General features: G+C 35.9%; 17 protein-coding genes. 8 read left to right on the top strand and 9 right to left on the bottom strand.

Annotation, left to right across the window (positions count from 1 at the left end):
- The first annotated feature begins 20 nt into the window (after positions 1-20).
- Positions 21-335 (top strand): rhodanese-like domain-containing protein, encoded by a 315-nt coding sequence (locus tag RNZ47_RS10910; RefSeq protein WP_311939865.1) that lies wholly within the window; start codon positions 21-23, stop codon positions 333-335.
- Here RNZ47_RS10910 and RNZ47_RS10905 read toward each other — a convergent pair.
- The 4 genes from RNZ47_RS10905 to alaS all read right to left on the bottom strand — a co-directional run bounded on the left by RNZ47_RS10905 (position 324) and on the right by alaS (position 6,129).
- Positions 324-1,271 carry a pyridoxal-phosphate dependent enzyme gene (locus RNZ47_RS10905; RefSeq protein WP_311939863.1) on the bottom strand — a complete coding sequence of 316 codons (948 nt, stop codon included), beginning with the start codon at positions 1,269-1,271 and terminating at the stop codon, positions 324-326. The two genes, RNZ47_RS10910 and RNZ47_RS10905, sit on opposite strands and share 12 nt — an antisense overlap.
- Before the next feature lie 9 nt (positions 1,272-1,280).
- Positions 1,281-1,895, bottom strand: coding sequence for a DUF4230 domain-containing protein (locus RNZ47_RS10900; protein WP_311939861.1), 615 nt, complete (start codon positions 1,893-1,895; stop codon positions 1,281-1,283).
- A gap of 543 nt (positions 1,896-2,438) precedes the next feature.
- On the bottom strand, positions 2,439-3,389 hold the full coding sequence (locus RNZ47_RS10895) for a GSCFA domain-containing protein (RefSeq protein WP_311939859.1): 951 nt from the start codon (positions 3,387-3,389) through the stop codon (positions 2,439-2,441).
- Positions 3,390-3,513: 124 nt separating this feature from the next.
- Entirely contained in the window at positions 3,514-6,129 is a 2,616-nt protein-coding gene (gene alaS / locus RNZ47_RS10890) for an alanine--tRNA ligase (protein ID WP_311939857.1), read from the bottom strand.
- A 220-nt stretch (positions 6,130-6,349) separates the two neighbouring features.
- On the opposite strand from alaS, the gene RNZ47_RS10885 reads away from it, so the two are divergent.
- From RNZ47_RS10885 to RNZ47_RS10865, 5 genes are all read left to right on the top strand, one after another.
- Positions 6,350-7,321 (top strand): M23 family metallopeptidase, encoded by a 972-nt coding sequence (locus RNZ47_RS10885; protein ID WP_311939855.1) that lies wholly within the window; start codon positions 6,350-6,352, stop codon positions 7,319-7,321.
- A complete protein-coding gene (locus RNZ47_RS10880) occupies positions 7,321-7,650 on the top strand; it encodes a MerR family transcriptional regulator (protein ID WP_311939853.1) in 330 nt (109 codons plus the stop codon). The genes RNZ47_RS10885 and RNZ47_RS10880 overlap by 1 nt, the downstream gene beginning before the upstream one ends.
- A gap of 67 nt (positions 7,651-7,717) precedes the next feature.
- Complete coding sequence (locus RNZ47_RS10875; protein WP_311939851.1) at positions 7,718-8,311, top strand: LemA family protein; 594 nt, start codon at positions 7,718-7,720, stop codon at positions 8,309-8,311.
- A gap of 6 nt (positions 8,312-8,317) precedes the next feature.
- On the top strand, positions 8,318-8,755 hold the full coding sequence (locus tag RNZ47_RS10870; RefSeq protein ID WP_311939849.1) for a TPM domain-containing protein: 438 nt from the start codon (positions 8,318-8,320) through the stop codon (positions 8,753-8,755).
- 8 nt (positions 8,756-8,763) lie between these two features.
- On the top strand, positions 8,764-9,609 hold the full coding sequence (locus RNZ47_RS10865) for a TPM domain-containing protein (protein WP_311939847.1): 846 nt from the start codon (positions 8,764-8,766) through the stop codon (positions 9,607-9,609).
- Between the two features lie 24 nt (positions 9,610-9,633).
- Here RNZ47_RS10865 and der read toward each other — a convergent pair whose 3' ends face one another.
- The gene (gene der, locus RNZ47_RS10860; RefSeq protein WP_311939845.1) at positions 9,634-10,938 is read right to left on the bottom strand and encodes a ribosome biogenesis GTPase Der; all 1,305 of its coding nucleotides are present in this window, start codon (positions 10,936-10,938) and stop codon (positions 9,634-9,636) included.
- Between the two features lie 163 nt (positions 10,939-11,101).
- On the opposite strand from der, the gene RNZ47_RS10855 reads away from it, so the two are divergent.
- On the top strand, positions 11,102-11,623 hold the full coding sequence (locus RNZ47_RS10855; protein ID WP_311939843.1) for a GTP-binding protein: 522 nt from the start codon (positions 11,102-11,104) through the stop codon (positions 11,621-11,623).
- Positions 11,624-11,687: 64 nt separating this feature from the next.
- Here RNZ47_RS10855 and era read toward each other — a convergent pair whose 3' ends face one another.
- Positions 11,688-12,569, bottom strand: coding sequence for a GTPase Era (gene era, locus RNZ47_RS10850; protein ID WP_311939841.1), 882 nt, complete (start codon positions 12,567-12,569; stop codon positions 11,688-11,690).
- Positions 12,570-12,764: 195 nt separating this feature from the next.
- Between era and RNZ47_RS10845 the strand changes: the two genes are divergently transcribed.
- Positions 12,765-12,908 (top strand): hypothetical protein, encoded by a 144-nt coding sequence (locus tag RNZ47_RS10845; RefSeq protein ID WP_311939839.1) that lies wholly within the window; start codon positions 12,765-12,767, stop codon positions 12,906-12,908.
- Between the two features lie 14 nt (positions 12,909-12,922).
- Here the strand turns inward: RNZ47_RS10845 and RNZ47_RS10840 are convergent, their stop codons facing one another.
- The 3 genes from RNZ47_RS10840 to RNZ47_RS10830 all read right to left on the bottom strand — a co-directional run bounded on the left by RNZ47_RS10840 (position 12,923) and on the right by RNZ47_RS10830 (position 16,197).
- Entirely contained in the window at positions 12,923-14,287 is a 1,365-nt protein-coding gene (locus RNZ47_RS10840) for a DUF3472 domain-containing protein (RefSeq protein WP_311939836.1), read from the bottom strand.
- A 1-nt stretch (position 14,288) separates the two neighbouring features.
- Positions 14,289-15,638 carry a hypothetical protein gene (locus RNZ47_RS10835; protein ID WP_311939834.1) on the bottom strand — a complete coding sequence of 450 codons (1,350 nt, stop codon included), beginning with the start codon at positions 15,636-15,638 and terminating at the stop codon, positions 14,289-14,291.
- Between the two features lie 70 nt (positions 15,639-15,708).
- Positions 15,709-16,197 (bottom strand): DUF4488 domain-containing protein, encoded by a 489-nt coding sequence (locus RNZ47_RS10830; RefSeq protein ID WP_311939832.1) that lies wholly within the window; start codon positions 16,195-16,197, stop codon positions 15,709-15,711.
- Positions 16,198-16,203: the final 6 nt, after the last annotated feature.

The raw sequence follows: 16,203 nt of genomic DNA, 5'->3' as shown, positions 1-16,203 counted from the left end.
GTACAAATAAAAATTACAACATGGGATTATTTAGCTTTCTTTTTGGCAACAAAAAACAGAAAAAAATTGAAGACTTCAAAACTAGAGGCGCTATTGTTATTGATGTTAGAACACATGGCGAGTATATTCAAGGCGCTATTCCTGGGTCTAAAAACATACCGTTACAAAGCATCAATTCTAAAATTAAAGAGATAAAAAAACAAAATAAACCAGTAATAACTTGTTGTGCAAGTGGTATGCGTTCGGCGAGTGCTGCAACCATTTTAAAAAGCAACGGTATTGAAGCGATAAATGGCGGTGGCTGGTATAGTCTGAATAGCAAATTAGCGCTGTAGCGCAAAAGAAAGGTTGTTTAAATCTACGTTTCCACCTGAAAGTATAACGCCTATTTTCTTGTTTCTAAACGCATCTTTTTGTTTTAAAACGGCGGCAAAAGCTACGGCACTTGATGGTTCGATAACGATTTTCATGCGTTCCCAAATGAGTTTCATGGAGTGAATAATCTCATCTTCTTCAACACGTATTATTTTTTCAACATGTTTTTTAATGATTGGGAAATTCCTATCGCCCAAATGGGTTCTCAATCCATCTGCAATGGTATTTGTGGTATCGTTTTTTTCAATATTTCCAGATATTAACGATCTGTAAGCATCATCAACGTTTTTAGGTTCGCCAGCAATTACTTTGCAATTTTTAGAAAAATATGTTGCTGCCAAAAGCGTGCCTGCCAATAAACCACCCCCGCCAACGGGTGTAAACATATAATCCAAATCGGGGTAATCTTCAAGCAATTCCATGGCCGCAGTACCTTGGCCGTAAATCACATCATCATTATTTGATGGATGAATAAAAGTTGCGCCTTTTTCAATTACAACCCTATGAGCTTCATCTTCTCGCGCTTTGATGTTTGAATCGCATTCTAAAATAATCCCTTCATAGGTTTTTACCGCATCTTTTTTTACTTGCGGTGCATTTTTGGGCATGACAATATAAGCCTTAACACCTATTTGTTTTGCTGTCAAGGATAAGGCCTGCGCAAAATTACCCGACGAATGGGTTACAACGCCTTTAATTTTCTGTGCTTCGGTTAAATTTAAAATAGCATTAGCGGCTCCTCGCATTTTAAAGGCACCCATTTTTTGGAAGTTTTCACATTTAAAAAATACATGGGCACCACATATGTCATCTATTAATTTTGAGGTTAGCACCGGCGTTTTATGAATGTACGGTTTTATACGATTGTGGACGTTTTGTAAAGTCGCTTTATCCATAACGGGCAATTACAGTTTTAAGTTTTGAAAGTTGTCCAACGATTCCATTGGCGTGTCATTGTACGTTAATGTCCAACCCAGGGAATTGGTTAAAATATAGAATTTTGACAACTCGCTAATCAGTCTATTTTTAGCATTTGCTTTTAAATCAGATGCTTCTATTTTTTTAGTCAACGATGCTTTAACGGTATTTTTAATAGCGTTATAATCTTTGGCTTCAAACGGATTTAAAAAATCGGATTGCATATCGTAATATTCCAAATCTGGATTTATTTTCACTTCTTCTTTTGGGATACTTATTATTTGAAGTGTTTTGGTGGCTTCGTCAATTTTAAATTCAATTTTACTTAAATCGTATGCAATGGTTACTTCGGCATTAACAACAACCAATGCTTTTTTGTCCGAAGTAAAGTACTCGCCAAAAATCTCTTTGGAATTTTTATAGTTGAAAACTTCGCTAAAATGGCCTTCGGTAACAATTAATTTACCCACATTTTTGATTTGCTTTTGAATGAGTGCCGAACTTTCGTGAAGCACGATTTTGTCCTCCTTTTTTTTATCACAATATTTAAAAGTGAATAAAACGACCAATGTAATGATGACACCAAATAGAATTTTTCGCATGCACTAATTTAGAAATATTTTTTAAGAGGAAAGAAACTTTAACTAAAAGCAAACACATTATTGGATTAAGGTTCCCGACTTTGCGACAACGACTCTTTCAATCTATATTGCTTCGTTAACCGAGAAACTCATTTACAAAAAAAACATCAACTGCAAACCATTTAAAATGATTATAGCAATCGATGTTTTTTGATATGAACTGATTAATAGCAGTTTAAATCTACAACTTAAAGTGATATGTTAGTTAATTTTTCGACCAAATGTTATAAAAAAAGATTAAGCGCAATAATGTAATCCATTACATATAATCACTAAATCTCGACAACAATATGTATTTATTATGATTGCAAGTACAAATGGTTTTGTTAATAATAGAATGTATTGTTTTAAGTTTTTCATTGGTTAGTTTGTTTAAAATTGTACGACCAAAATTGCAATTAAATGAGTGTGAAGTCAATACGATGAATTGCGTATATTTTATAAAAAGAGGTTAGATCGCTTCGCTTTTAGAAACAAGAATCAATACTGAAAAAAGAATTTAAATTAAAATGAAATTTTTGGGTGTGCAGATTGAATCTCTTTTATTTTTAGTTCCAAATTTTGAAGAAACTGAAGATGTGCTTCTGAATTAGGGTTGAAGGGTTTATGTTGCAAACCTTTTTGAATACCATCAACCGCTTCCATGGTTTTTGAAGCTTCATTAGATATCCAAACACTTTGAAATTTCTCCCAAATATAATTGATGGCCGTTTGGTTGGGATGCAACATATCTTCATTATAAAAACGATAATCGCGCAGCTCGTCCATCATGATTTCGAAAGAAGGAAAGTAGTGTAGATTGTTTCTTGGCCCAACCACTTGGTGAATTGCTGTAATTAAATGTGCTTTGCTTTGCGTGTTTTCAATAAAACCATCTTTTAAATGACGCACTGGAGATACGGTAAATAGAATAGATGCCTTTTTGTTAACGCTTCTAATTAGCTCCTCAATGGACTGCAAAGATTTTGAAATTTCATCAACCGAAAGCAATTCTTTTAAAAATTTTTTCTGTGGTACTTTATGGCAATTGGCTACGATAGTATCTGTTTCAACATATCTGTAAACCCAAGCGGTTCCCAACGTAATTATGATGTGTGTGGATTCGTTAATTTGTTGATTTGTGTATTTGATTCTTTTGTTTAAATCAGTTAACAAGTCTTCTTTTGAAGCGTTACTTAACTTAGAGTGTGCATCAAAACAATACCATTGCTCGTTGTGAAAAAAAATGTCGTTTCCTGAATATTCTTTTTCATTTATAGCATTGGTTATTAACTTCTCAATGGCCAAAGGTTGAAATAAAATACCAAAGGGATTTTGAAGGTTCTGAAACTTAAAATAGTTTAATTTGTTACCAATATTCTCAACAAAACACGAACCCAATAACAAGACATTAGATTTATAATCTATTTGATTATGTTGCTGTGGTTGAAGTGTTATTTTGGTTTGTAGTTTCATAAACTCGCAACTATTACACGGAGGTTCGCAGAGTATCACAAAGACTCACAGAGAAACTTTACCTTTAAAATTCTCTGAGAATCTCTGTGTTTTTTTTACTCTGTGAAGCTCTGCGTTATAACTTTTATTCTATAAACTTCTTAGCTTCAGCTAAAGACTCATCAATGCCATCTGGTTTCTTTCCACCAGCTGTAGCGAAAAACGGTTGACCGCCGCCGCCGCCTTGAATAAATTTACCCAATTCCCTTACTACTTGTCCTGCATTTAAACCTTTACTGGCTACCAATTCCTTTGAAATATAACAGGATAATAATGCTTTTCCGTTTTGTTCGGTGGCAAACAATAAGAACAGATTATCAAACTGACTCCCCAACTCGAAAGCCACATCTTTTAAACCGGCTGCATCCAAATCCAGCTTTTTAGCTAAAAACCGAATACCATTTATTTCTTGTAATTCGTTTTTAAGTTCGCCCTTTATATTTTTCGCCTTATCTTTTAACAACCCTTCAATTTGCTTTTTAAGGCTCGCATTTTCATCTTGTAAATTCTGCAGTGCTTTTACGGGTTCTTTGGCATTGTTAAGCAAATCTTTCATTTCAAAATAAGCCCGATTATTTTCAGAATAATAATCTTTAACGGCATCGTTGGTAATGGCTTCAATACGTCGTATTCCGGCCGCCACAGCACCTTCCGATATGATTTTAAAATGCCATATATCCGCTGTGTTTTTTACATGTGTTCCGCCACAAAGCTCAATGGATTGCCCAAATCGAACGGAACGCACGGTATCGCCATATTTTTCGCCAAACAAACTCATCGCTCCTTCCGCAAGGGCTTCTTCCTTAGCGATATTTCGCTTTTCAATTAGCGGCAATTTCCCTTCAATTCGGCTATTCACAAAATTTTCGACATCGCGTAATTGCTCCACGCTCAACTTTGAAAAATGAGAAAAATCGAATCGCAAATACTTTGAATGTACAGCACTACCTTTTTGCTCGACATGCTCGCCCAAAACCTCTCTTAAAGCTTGGTGCAATAAGTGTGTAGCCGTATGATTGCACTCGGTTCTGTAACGCTGTTTGGCATCTACAACGGCTTTAAAAGTTTCATTTAAATCCTTGGGCAAATTTTTGGCAAAATGGATAATAACGTTGTTTTCCTTTTTTGTATCTAAAATATAAACCACATCGCCGTGGGCGTCTTCTAAATAGCCCTTATCGCCAACTTGCCCGCCACCATCGGGGTAAAACGGTGTTATATTGAAAACCAATTGATACATATCGCCATCTTTTTTGGAAGTGACTTTTCTGTATTTGGTCAGTTTTACATTGGCTTCAAGTGTATCGTAACCAACAAATTCTTCTACGGCATCGTCCTTTAAAATGGTCCAGTCATCGGTAGACATTTCGCTGGCTGCTCGCGAACGGTTTTTTTGTTTTTGAAGCTGTTCATTAAAACCTTTTTCATCTAACTTCAAGTTTTTTTCAGAAAGAATTAAAGCCGTTAAATCTATTGGAAACCCGTAAGTATCGTACAATTCGAAAGCTTTTTCGCCAGAAACGGTATCACCTGTGGTTTCGTCAACTATACGATTTAGCAATACCAATCCTTGGTCTAAAGTTCTTAAAAAGGATTGTTCTTCTTCTTTAATAACGTTTTCTATGAGTTGTTTTTGAGCGATTAATTCCGGAAAAGCATCTCCCATTTTATTGCTTAAAACATCAACTAATCGGTAAATAAACGGTTCTTTTTTATCGAGAAAAGTAAATCCGTAACGCACGGCACGACGCAAAATCCTGCGAATTACATAACCTGCACCCGTATTGCTTGGCAACTGCCCATCGGCTATTGAAAACGCTACCGCACGAACGTGGTCTGAAATAACACGAATGGCAATATCGGTCTTATCGTCTTTTCCGTAATTTTTATTGGTTATGGTTTCAATTTCTCTAATTATGGGCGTAAACACATCGGTATCGTAATTGGATTGCACACCTTGCAACACCATACAAAGACGCTCGAAGCCCATGCCGGTATCAATGTGCTTATCAGGCAAATTTTCAAGGCTACCATTGGCTTTTCGGTTGTATTGCATGAATACCAGATTCCATATTTCAACCACTTGCGGATGATCCATGTTTACCAAATCTTTCCCGTTTACTTTTGCTTTTTCATCTGCAGAGCGAATATCAACATGGATTTCGCTGCATGGTCCGCAGGGGCCTTGGTCTCCCATTTCCCAGAAATTATCCTTTTTATTCCCTGTTAAAATGCGGTCTTCAGAAATGTATTGTTTCCAAAAATCGTAAGTTTCAGTGTCCATGGGGAGTTTATCGTCATCATCACTTCCTTCAAAAACGGTAACGTATAATATGTCTTTATCAATGCCATAAACATCAACTAAAAGCTCCCAGGCCCAAGCTATGGCTTCTTTTTTAAAGTAATCGCCAAAGCTCCAGTTTCCTAACATTTCAAACAAGGTATGATGGTACGTATCGTAACCAACCTCTTCTAAATCGTTGTGTTTTCCAGAAACGCGCAGGCATTTTTGGGTATCGGCAATTCTATTGTTTTTTGGTTGTGCATGCCCTAAAAAATACTCTTTAAAAGGTGCCATACCGGAGTTTACAAACATTAATGTGGGGTCGTCTTTTAAAACCATGGGTGCAGACGGCACAATGCTGTGTTTCTTTTCTTTAAAAAAACTTAAAAATTTCGATCGAATATCTTGTGACTTCATGTACATATTTTGTAAATCTTGTTTCCGCTAAATTGCTTTTAATGAGAAACAATTTTTATATTTATGCTGCAAATTTATTTTAAATTTAGGACAGCGTGAACCTAGGGTTGAATTATTATTGCAAAACATAAGATAATTTTTTTGTAGGTTTGTTCGTTTGGTTATAATTATAAGAGGATAAATCATCTTAAATTTTAGCAAAAATAGTATAATTTAAACAATGAGTAAGGTAAAATTTTATTACGATCCGGAATCGCTTTCCTATCGGAAAATTGAGCGCAAAAAAAGAAAAACATTTGCCTATATTTCACTTTTTCTTTTAGCCGCCTTTCTGTTCTCCTTCATCATTATTTTTATTGGGAATTTATATATTGAATCGCCCAAGGAAAAGGCTTTAAAAAGAGAGCTTCAAAATGCACAGTTGCAATTTGAACTATTGAATAAAAAAATGGACGAGGCCGAAGCGGTTCTTGCCAACGTTGCCGATAGAGACAACAATATTTACCGTATTTACTTTGAGGCAAACCCCATACCCGAAGAGCAACGAAAAGCGGGTTTTGGCGGAATTAACAGATATAAAAATTTAGAAGGATTCGATAATTCTGAATTGATTATCGAAACCAATAAACGCTTGGATATTTTACAAAAACAAATTGTGGTTCAGTCTAAATCGCTGGATGAAATTACTGTTTTGGCCGCAGAAAAAGAAAAACTATTAACTGCCATACCAGCCATTCAACCCGTTAGCAACGAGGATTTAACGCGTATGGCATCGGGTTACGGCATGCGATCCGACCCCTTTACCAAAGTTAGAAAAATGCACTGGGGCATGGATTTTACCGCACCACGAGGCACACCTGTTTACGCCACGGGAGACGGTATTGTAAAGCGTGCCGATGCAGGGTCGAGCGGTTATGGCAAACATATTAGAATAGACCACGGTTTTGGCTATATGAGTTTATATGCCCACTTGTATAAGTACAATGTAAAACGAAACCAAAAAGTGAAACGCGGCGATTTGATAGGTTTTGTTGGTAGCACAGGACGCTCTGAAGCGCCACATTTACATTACGAAATTTGGAAGGATGGCACACGCATTAATCCTATAAACTTTTATTATGGTAGTTTAACTGCTGAAGAATTCAGTAAATTACTAGAACACGCCTCGTTAGAAAATCAATCATTAGATTAATGCATATAGATTTACCAGAAAAGAGATATTATGCTATTGGCGAAGTAGCCAAGGCTTTTAATGTAAACACCTCATTAATTCGTTTTTGGGAAAAGGAATTCGATGCGCTTAAACCAAAAAAGAACGCCAAAGGCAACCGTAAATTTACACCCGAAGACATTAAAAACCTAAAGCTTATTTACCACCTAGTTAAGGAGCGCGGTTTTACTTTAGATGGCGCTAAAATCCATTTAAAAGAAGGCAAAAAAGAGACTTTAAACAACTTTGAAATTATAAGTAAACTTGAAGATGTAAAAAATCAATTGATTAAAATTAAAAATCATTTGTAACATTTTCGGTTTATTATCAACCTATAATAGTGACATTAAAAAAATCAACTAAAAAACCACAACAACAATGAAGAAATTTTTACCATGGATTATCTTAGGAATACTTGTAATTGGTTTATATTCCTGGGGAAAAGGGTTTAATAATACGGCAGTTAATTTAAACGAAGGCGTTAAAGAAGCTTGGGGAAATGTACAAACCTCATACCAACGCCGAAACGATCTTATAGGCAATTTGGTTAACACGGTAAAAGGTGCCGCCGATTTTGAAAAAAGCACATTAGAGGCCGTAGTTAACGCACGTGCCAAGGCAACTTCAATTACCATAGACCCCGCAAATGTGACACCGGAACAATTGGCACAGTACAATCAAGTACAAGGTGGATTGAGCGGTGCATTAAAAAGTTTGTTGGTAACCGTAGAACGCTACCCCGATTTAAAGGCCAATCAAAATTTCTTAAAACTACAAGACGAGTTAACGAGCACCGAAAACACGATTCAAACAGCAAGAACACGATATAACGAAGCTATAAAACCTTATAATATCCATGTGAATGAATTTCCAAATACTATACTTGCCGGTATATTAAACTTTGATGAAAAACCATATTTTGATTCAGAAGCCGGTGCCAACCAACCTGTTAAAGTAGATTTTTCAAACTAAAACAACATGTCTAAAATAGAAGATTTTCTTTCCGTAGATGAAGAACAGGAAATCATAGAAGCTATCAGAATTGCTGAAGCAAAAACCTCTGGAGAAATACGTGTGCATATTGAAAAAACCTCAAAAACCGATGTGTTTTCCCGTGCCATGGAAGTGTTTCATTATTTAAAAATGGATAACACCAAACTACAAAATGGGGTTTTAATTTATGTTGCGGTTGATGATAGAAGTTTTGTTATTTATGGCGACAAAGGCATTAACGACGTGGTTCCCAATAATTTTTGGAACAGCACGAAAGATATCATGCAAACGCATTTTAAAGCCGGCAATTTTAAACAAGGCTTAGTTGAGGGCGTTAAAAAAGCAGGTACCGAACTTGCCCATCATTTTCCGTGGAAACATAACGACAACAACGAACTTTCAAACGAAATATCAAAAGGATAACTTTTAATATGCAATATTCAGTTTTAAGTATTCCATCACTAAAAAAAGAAGTGAAGTTTATCGTTACTTTTTTAATGCTTTTTTGTGCTTTCAATCTTTCTTTTGGGCAGTATAACATTCCTAAAAAGCCTAGTTTTATTCCGCCTGTAATAGACAGTACAAAAACCTTAAGCACCAAAGAATATCAACTATTATATGATAAATTAAAACATTACAACGATTCTACTTCTACTGAAATTTTAATTGTAATCATACCAACAACAAAAGGAGAAAACATTGGATTGCTTGCTCCTCGATGGGGTCATAAATGGGGAATTGGCCAAAAAAAAGAAGACAACGGTATCCTTGTTTTATTGGCAAAAGATGACAGAAAAATATGGATTTCTCCTGGTTACGGTGTTGAACACAAACTAACTGCAGGAATAAATGGAGAAATTATACGAAATATAATTATTCCTGAATTTAAACGCAATGATTATTATAGTGGATTGGACAAAGGCATTGATGCTATTTTTCAGGTTTTAAGCGGTGAATATAAAAACAACCAAAAACCATCGAAAAGAACAAATGGACTTCCGGTTGGTTTTATAATTATTCTTGTTTTTATCTTTATTATAATTCTTATTTCCATTTCTAATAACAGACGCGGTGGCGGTAGAAATGGAGGGCGCAGATCATCGCCGGCCAGCGATATTTTAGAAGCCATTATATTAAGCAATATGGGCCGTGGTAACTACCGCAGAGGCTCTGGTGGTTTTGGTGGCGGTTTTGGCGGCGGTTCCAGCGGCGGTGGTTTTGGCGGATTTGGCGGTGGCGGTGGCTTTTCCGGAGGTGGTGCTGGCGGAAGTTGGTAACACTATCCTAACCAATTTAGGCATCTACTTTTTCCGCATATAAACACTAATAGGAACGCCCGTAAAATCGAAATGTTCACGCAGTTTGTTTTCAAGAAAACGCTTATACGCATCTTTTACATACTGAGGTAAATTACAGAAAAAAGCAAATTGCGGTTGTGGTGTTGGCAATTGCATAATGTATTTAATCTTTACGAATTTTGCTTTGTAAGCCGGTGGCGGATAGTTTTCTATAATGGGCAACAATATATCATTTAGCTGACTGGTTTTTATCCTTTTGGTACGGTTTTTATAAACCTCAACGGCCGTTTCGATAGCTTTAAAAATACGCTGTTTTGTTAACGCTGAAATAAAAACAATAGGCACATCGGTAAAAGGCTCCATTTGTTTTCTGATGGATTTCTCGAATTCTTTCATCGATTTATGGTCTTTTTCAACCAAATCCCATTTATTCACCAAAACCACAATACCTTTTCTGTTGCGTTCTGCCAACCAAAAAATATTTTGTACCTGTCCGTCAAAACCTCTAGTGGCATCTAAAACCAACAAACACACATCGGCATGCTCAATGGCACGTACACTACGCATCACCGAATAAAATTCTAAATCTTCCTTTACTTTAGATTTTCTGCGGATTCCAGCCGTATCAACCAAATTGAACTCAAAACCAAAACGGTTGTATTTGGTATCGATAGCATCACGCGTGGTGCCTGCAATATCGGTAACAATATATCTATCTTCTCCAATTAAAGCATTTATAAACGATGATTTTCCGGCATTTGGACGACCAACAACCGCAAATCTGGGCAAGGTTTCTTCTACCTTGTCCTCATTTTCCGGTAATGCTTCAACCAATGCATCCAAAAGTTCGCCCGTTCCACTTCCATTAATACTGGCAATGGTGTAATAATCGCCCAAACCTAAGGCGTAAAACTCTACGGCATCTTCAGACCGTTTGGCATTATCAACCTTATTGACAACTAAAAAAACAGGCTTATTAACTTTACGCAATAATTTGGCAACGTCTTCATCCATTCCGGTTACGCCCGATTCAACATCAACCATAAAAATAATGGCATCGGCTTCGTCAATGGCCAGCTCTACTTGTTTATCAATTTCAGCTTCAAAAACATCATCGCTTCCCAAAACATAACCACCCGTATCGATAAGCGAAAACTCCTTACCGTTCCAATCACTTTTACCGTAATGGCGATCTCTGGTTACGCCACTTGTGGCATCTACAATGGCTTCTCGCCGCTGAATTAAACGATTAAAAAACGTTGATTTCCCTACATTGGGACGACCTACTATGGCTACTATATTACTCATGCTTTTTACTTCTATAACAGTCTAAGACTGAATTTTATATCTCTTTTGAAATATTTTGCAAAAATAGGAAATATACCCAATGCAACACGGTTTTTAAGTAAAGATTAAAAACGATTTATAATTTAAATAAAAAATGTTACTTTTCTAAAATTAAAAATGAAGTATGCCAGTTACCAATGAGGTTGTTTTACGTCCGCGATTTAAAATGGAATTAAATCAAAATAACGAAACGCTTTTAAAGGCTTTTGAAGATGCTAAAACCACACAAAACGAATTTATAGTTAGTAGGATAGACGACCACGTGTTTATTAAATTACCCAAACAAAAACAACAATTTTGGTCGCCGCAATTGCATTTGGAAATAAATGAGGCCGACAACAATTTTAGTACGCTACACGGTTTGTTTGGCCCTAATCCAACGGTTTGGACCATGTTTATGTTTTTACATTTTATGGTGGCGGGCTTATTTATTGCTTTTGGAATTTGGGCATATACCAACTGGAATTTAAAACATGATTACGCCATACAATTAAGCCTTATGTTTTTAATGGTTATTGTTTGGTTTGCACTTTATTTTGCTGGTAGTATAGGAAAGGCATCGAGCAAAAATGAGATACACGATTTATTTGATTTTATGGTTGGGATTTTAGAAGAAAACGGGGTTGACCTAAACGAAAAGCCTTAAGAATATAAAAGACTCTGAATTCACAGATTTTCACGGTTTTCTTGAAAAATCTTGAGACTATTCTTTAACTATTATACCCAAAACGCTTTAATTGGTTTTGTTTGCTTCGCCAGTTTTTATTCACTTTTACATACAATTCCAAATGGATTTGTTTGCCAAAGAATTTTTCTAAATCCTTTCTGGCTTCAACCCCAACTCGTTTTAAAGCCGAACCTTTATGCCCAATAATAATGCCTTTTTGGGTTTCGCGTTCTACCATAATGACAGAACGGATACGAATAATGTTTTCTTCTTCAAAAAATTCCTCGGTTTCAATTTCAACCGCATAAGGTATTTCCTTTTTGTAATGCATCAAGATTTTTTCGCGAATGGATTCGTTTATAAAAAAACGCTCTGGTTTATCTGTTAATTGGTCTTTTGGATAAAACGCGGGCGATTCCGGAAGCAACTCCACAATACGGTTAAACACTTCTTTTACATTGAAACCTTCTAAAGCCGAAATAGGAAAAATCTCGGCATTGGGCACCTTTTCCGACCAAAGCTGTACTTGTGTTTCCAGTTGTTGCTGGTCGCTTTTGTCAATTTTATTTAACAGTAATAAAACGGGGATTTTTGAGTTTTTAATTTTCTTAAAAAACGCCTCGTCTTTTAATTCCTGCTCGCCAATTTCGACCATGTAAAGTAAAATATCGGCATCTTCAAAAGCCGATTTAACAAAGCCCATCATAGATTCCTGCAACTCGTAAGCGGGTTTTATAATTCCGGGCGTATCGCTAAATAATACCTGGAAATCATCGCCGTTTACAATACCCAATATCCGGTGGCGTGTGGTTTGCGCTTTGGATGTGATAATCGATAGCTTCTCGCCAATAAAGGCATTCATCAAGGTAGACTTTCCCACATTTGGGTTGCCAATTATATTTACAAAACCTGCTTTGTGGCTCATATTTTTATTCATTAAATACACTGCAAAGTTACAACCTTGGTTTGTAAAAATACCATCTATTTATTTTAAACAAAAAACAAATCCATTAAAACAGGTATTGAATCTTTTTTGTAATTTTAAAAACGAACGTTATTATCTGACAAAAATCATGTTTACAGAACATGTATAGTATTACATTTGTTTAAAATTTTAATTATGATAACTCAAACTATTTCACTTTACAACTGGACCAACGGCGTAATAATGATTGCTATTTTCGGGCTGGTATGTTTAACTTTGATAGGCATCCTTATCAATTTTATGATGAGTGGCAAGAAAAAAGATAAAACTGAAAACTAAAAAAGAATTGGTTTTTATGGTTGTTTAGGATATTCTAACTTTGAAAAATCAATTATTGGGGGAATTTTATTGGCTAATCTCGAAAAACTTACATCAAAAGTTTTGTTATCGCTAAAAAATCCACAGTTTCTTAGATAAAAACTATGCCCTTTTGAACCTCCGTCGTAATCAAGTCTCACACCATTTCGGGCTGTTGCATCGGCAGAGTATTTAGCCGAAGTAAGTTCGGTCCAATTCCCTTGGGTATCATAAATCCATTGGTTGTTAAAATTAACCTCTCTTTCTATATAACCGGTATTAGGCGTAAAATTTTCTAAAAACGAATATGTTCTGGTTATATGTCTTTCATTTGTTTTGGGTTTTCTAAAACTTGCAATAAGTTTCCAGTCGCCTACCTCAGGCGCATAAAAATATGCTGTATAATCGATGGTGTTTTTTACTTTAGACTCGCCTTTTAATAAAAATTTATACGTCGCTTCTGGTTTCCAATTAAACTTCATGTAGCTTTGAGCGCCAGAACCTTCGTTCCCAAACTCGCCAACATGTACGCCGCTACCATGGCCTAAGGCTATTACTTTATATTCATCGGGAATTAGATTCGGGTCTTGAGTATCAAAAGCACTCCAAACCGAAAACAAGACACGTCGTTCGGTTTCCGAATTCACTTGCATACCAAAATATCCATTGGAAAAACCATTGGCCATATAATAAGACCCTATAACATCGTTACCCTCTGGCACGGTAATTTCGTTATAAAACCAAGTAATATCTGTACCAGCAGGTTCTTGGTATATTAAATGTACCGACGGCCCTCGCCTGCCAAAATAAAAATTAGACTCATCCTTAATAAAAGTTAAATTTTCAGCCAATGGCCCGCCAACTTTTATGTTTTTAAGATTTCCAATTTGCGTTCCCTCTTTAGAAACAGCTTGAACATCAATATGGTGATACCCTGCCGATGCCATTGTAAACTCGCCAACGTAAACATCTTTATATGTTGTATTTGAGATTTCAATTTCCTTGGTTTCATCACCAACAGTGACCTTAATTACAGATGCACCTTGCCACGTTTTAATATGTAACCCTACACTTATTTTACCTGTTTGACTTGTATGAAAATAGGTTCGAATAACATCGTCAAAATCCATCCAATTATTTAAGCCTTCATTTGAAATGTTTTCGTTTTTATCCAAATCGTTAACAATCCAACTATTACCAGCAATTGGTATGGTGGTGGTTAAATTATTTACTTCATATTCGGTATTTTTAACCGTTGTAAAATTATTAGGACCTAAACACGAAGAAGCAAATAAATGAACAAAAAATAGGGACATTATAAGCCTCTTTTGCATGCTATTTTCATTTTTTACGTTTTTCATTTTAGAATGGAATTTTAGCTATAACGGTATCGCCTTTTCCGTTTTCATCAGTTATACTTTGTATGGTCCACAAATCCTTTAGGTTATCACCATCAATGATGCTTCCGCTATAATCGCCCCACGAGACACCATCGGTAAACCCTTTTCCTTCTCCTAAACTTATAATTTCCCGTAAAGTCCCTTTAGTATCTTTTGCTTTTCGGAATGCCAATCTTGGGCTTATAAACATGTTTTCGTTTGTTTCTTGAAAGCCCACAAGCACATCATTTTTCTTGTTAACGGCTATTGTTGTTTGTATGTAATTAGAGGTTTCGCTACTAATTAAACCCGTTTGCACCAGGGTTCCATCAGTTTTTACTTGATGCCATTGAACCGCTGCCCTATCGTTAATATTTATGGTATGCGAAAACCAAATAAAACCATTTTGCAACACTAAATTCTTTGGATTTCTGTCGCCAGAAGAGGTTAATTGGCTGGTGTTTTTTTGAGGTGATTTTGGTGGCCATCCAAAATTATCCAATCGCTTTGGTGTTTTGGCAACCACCTCGCAAATCGGGGAACCATCTTGGGCTTCCACGATGCGTTTTATTACAAAGGCACCACCGCCTGTTATTTCAAAAAAGTACAGCGCATCGGTTTTATCTTGAGTTGCTACCGGATGTCCTAAACTACCGGGAAAATGATAAACGGTTGCGGGTTTTCCGGATTTTGCATCTTCCATTTTTAAAACAAAAGTGCGCTCTTCTCCTCCCGGAAACGAGTATCCAATCCATTTTCTGCTATAACTAATACCTCCACCATCAACACCGTTTGGCGCTGGCACAGGGTAAGTGTTCCAAGCTCCCGTTGGATCTTTGGTTTCCGATATTGAAATGTTTACGGGTTTCTTTTTTTCCTTATCCCACGGATTCCATAAATTGAAACCAAAAATTTTATTATGTGGATCGAAAAAAAGTTTTGGGTCTATGCCGTTATTAAAGCACGATTGCGAGACACCCTGTATAAAATTTCCTTTTTTATCATAAATTATTAGTCCGCTGTTTGTCCCGTGCAATACGTAACCACCGCCCACTGCTATTTGCGGATCGACCTGCCTGTTCCCGTCCATCGATCCATCAAATGCCAAATAACCCGATACTTTTCTAGGGTTTCCGCCTTGGTTGCGTTCTTTACATTCATCACCGTTATTAGTTTTAAAAGCTGTTTTATGAATGGGCGTAATAATTTCAGTGCGTGTAGGTTTAATTTTTTTATTTAAAATAATTATTGTTGTGTCACTATTAGTTTGTCCGAAAACTGAAATAACACCTATAACAGTTAAAAAGAAGAAGTTACTTATTAATTGTTTCATCCTTATAAAAATTTGTACATTATTAAATTCTGGCTTATATCCTGTTTTTGAAATCTTATTTATTCAAAAACTATTGATTTGGTAAAACAACACGGCGCCACATCTCTGGAATCCATCGATCTCCATTTTTATATTCCATAATAACAGTGTTAATATCCAATAGCTTATAGTTTATCTGAGAAGCTGTTCCGCTCATTTTAGTATTAACGCCATGCTTAATTATTTGTTCGATAAAAGAACTATCTGTAAGGTTTTTATAAACTCCATAGTGACCTACATCAGTTACATTTTGCTCAATTATTGATTTACCATTTTTAACCATTTGTTTTGCTCCCCACGTAACGAATGTGAAATAGGTTCCATCAGAATTTATAACTTTGTAATTTCCGGACTTAAACATTTCCTTCTCTCCACTGTCGTTAATTTTAACAAACATTTGTTGCCATACGCCTACAATGGTATTAGATTCTATTAAAATATTTTTTTGGTTTGTTGCCTCCTGTGCCGTAACCCAGCCAACTATTATAAAACAGAACAGTGTAATTATATTTTTTTTCATTTTTTA

Origin of the sequence: Hwangdonia seohaensis (assembly GCF_031932625.1) — a bacterium.
Classification (GTDB): domain Bacteria; phylum Bacteroidota; class Bacteroidia; order Flavobacteriales; family Flavobacteriaceae; genus Hwangdonia; species Hwangdonia seohaensis.
This window is presented reverse-complemented; position numbering and strand designations above follow the sequence as displayed.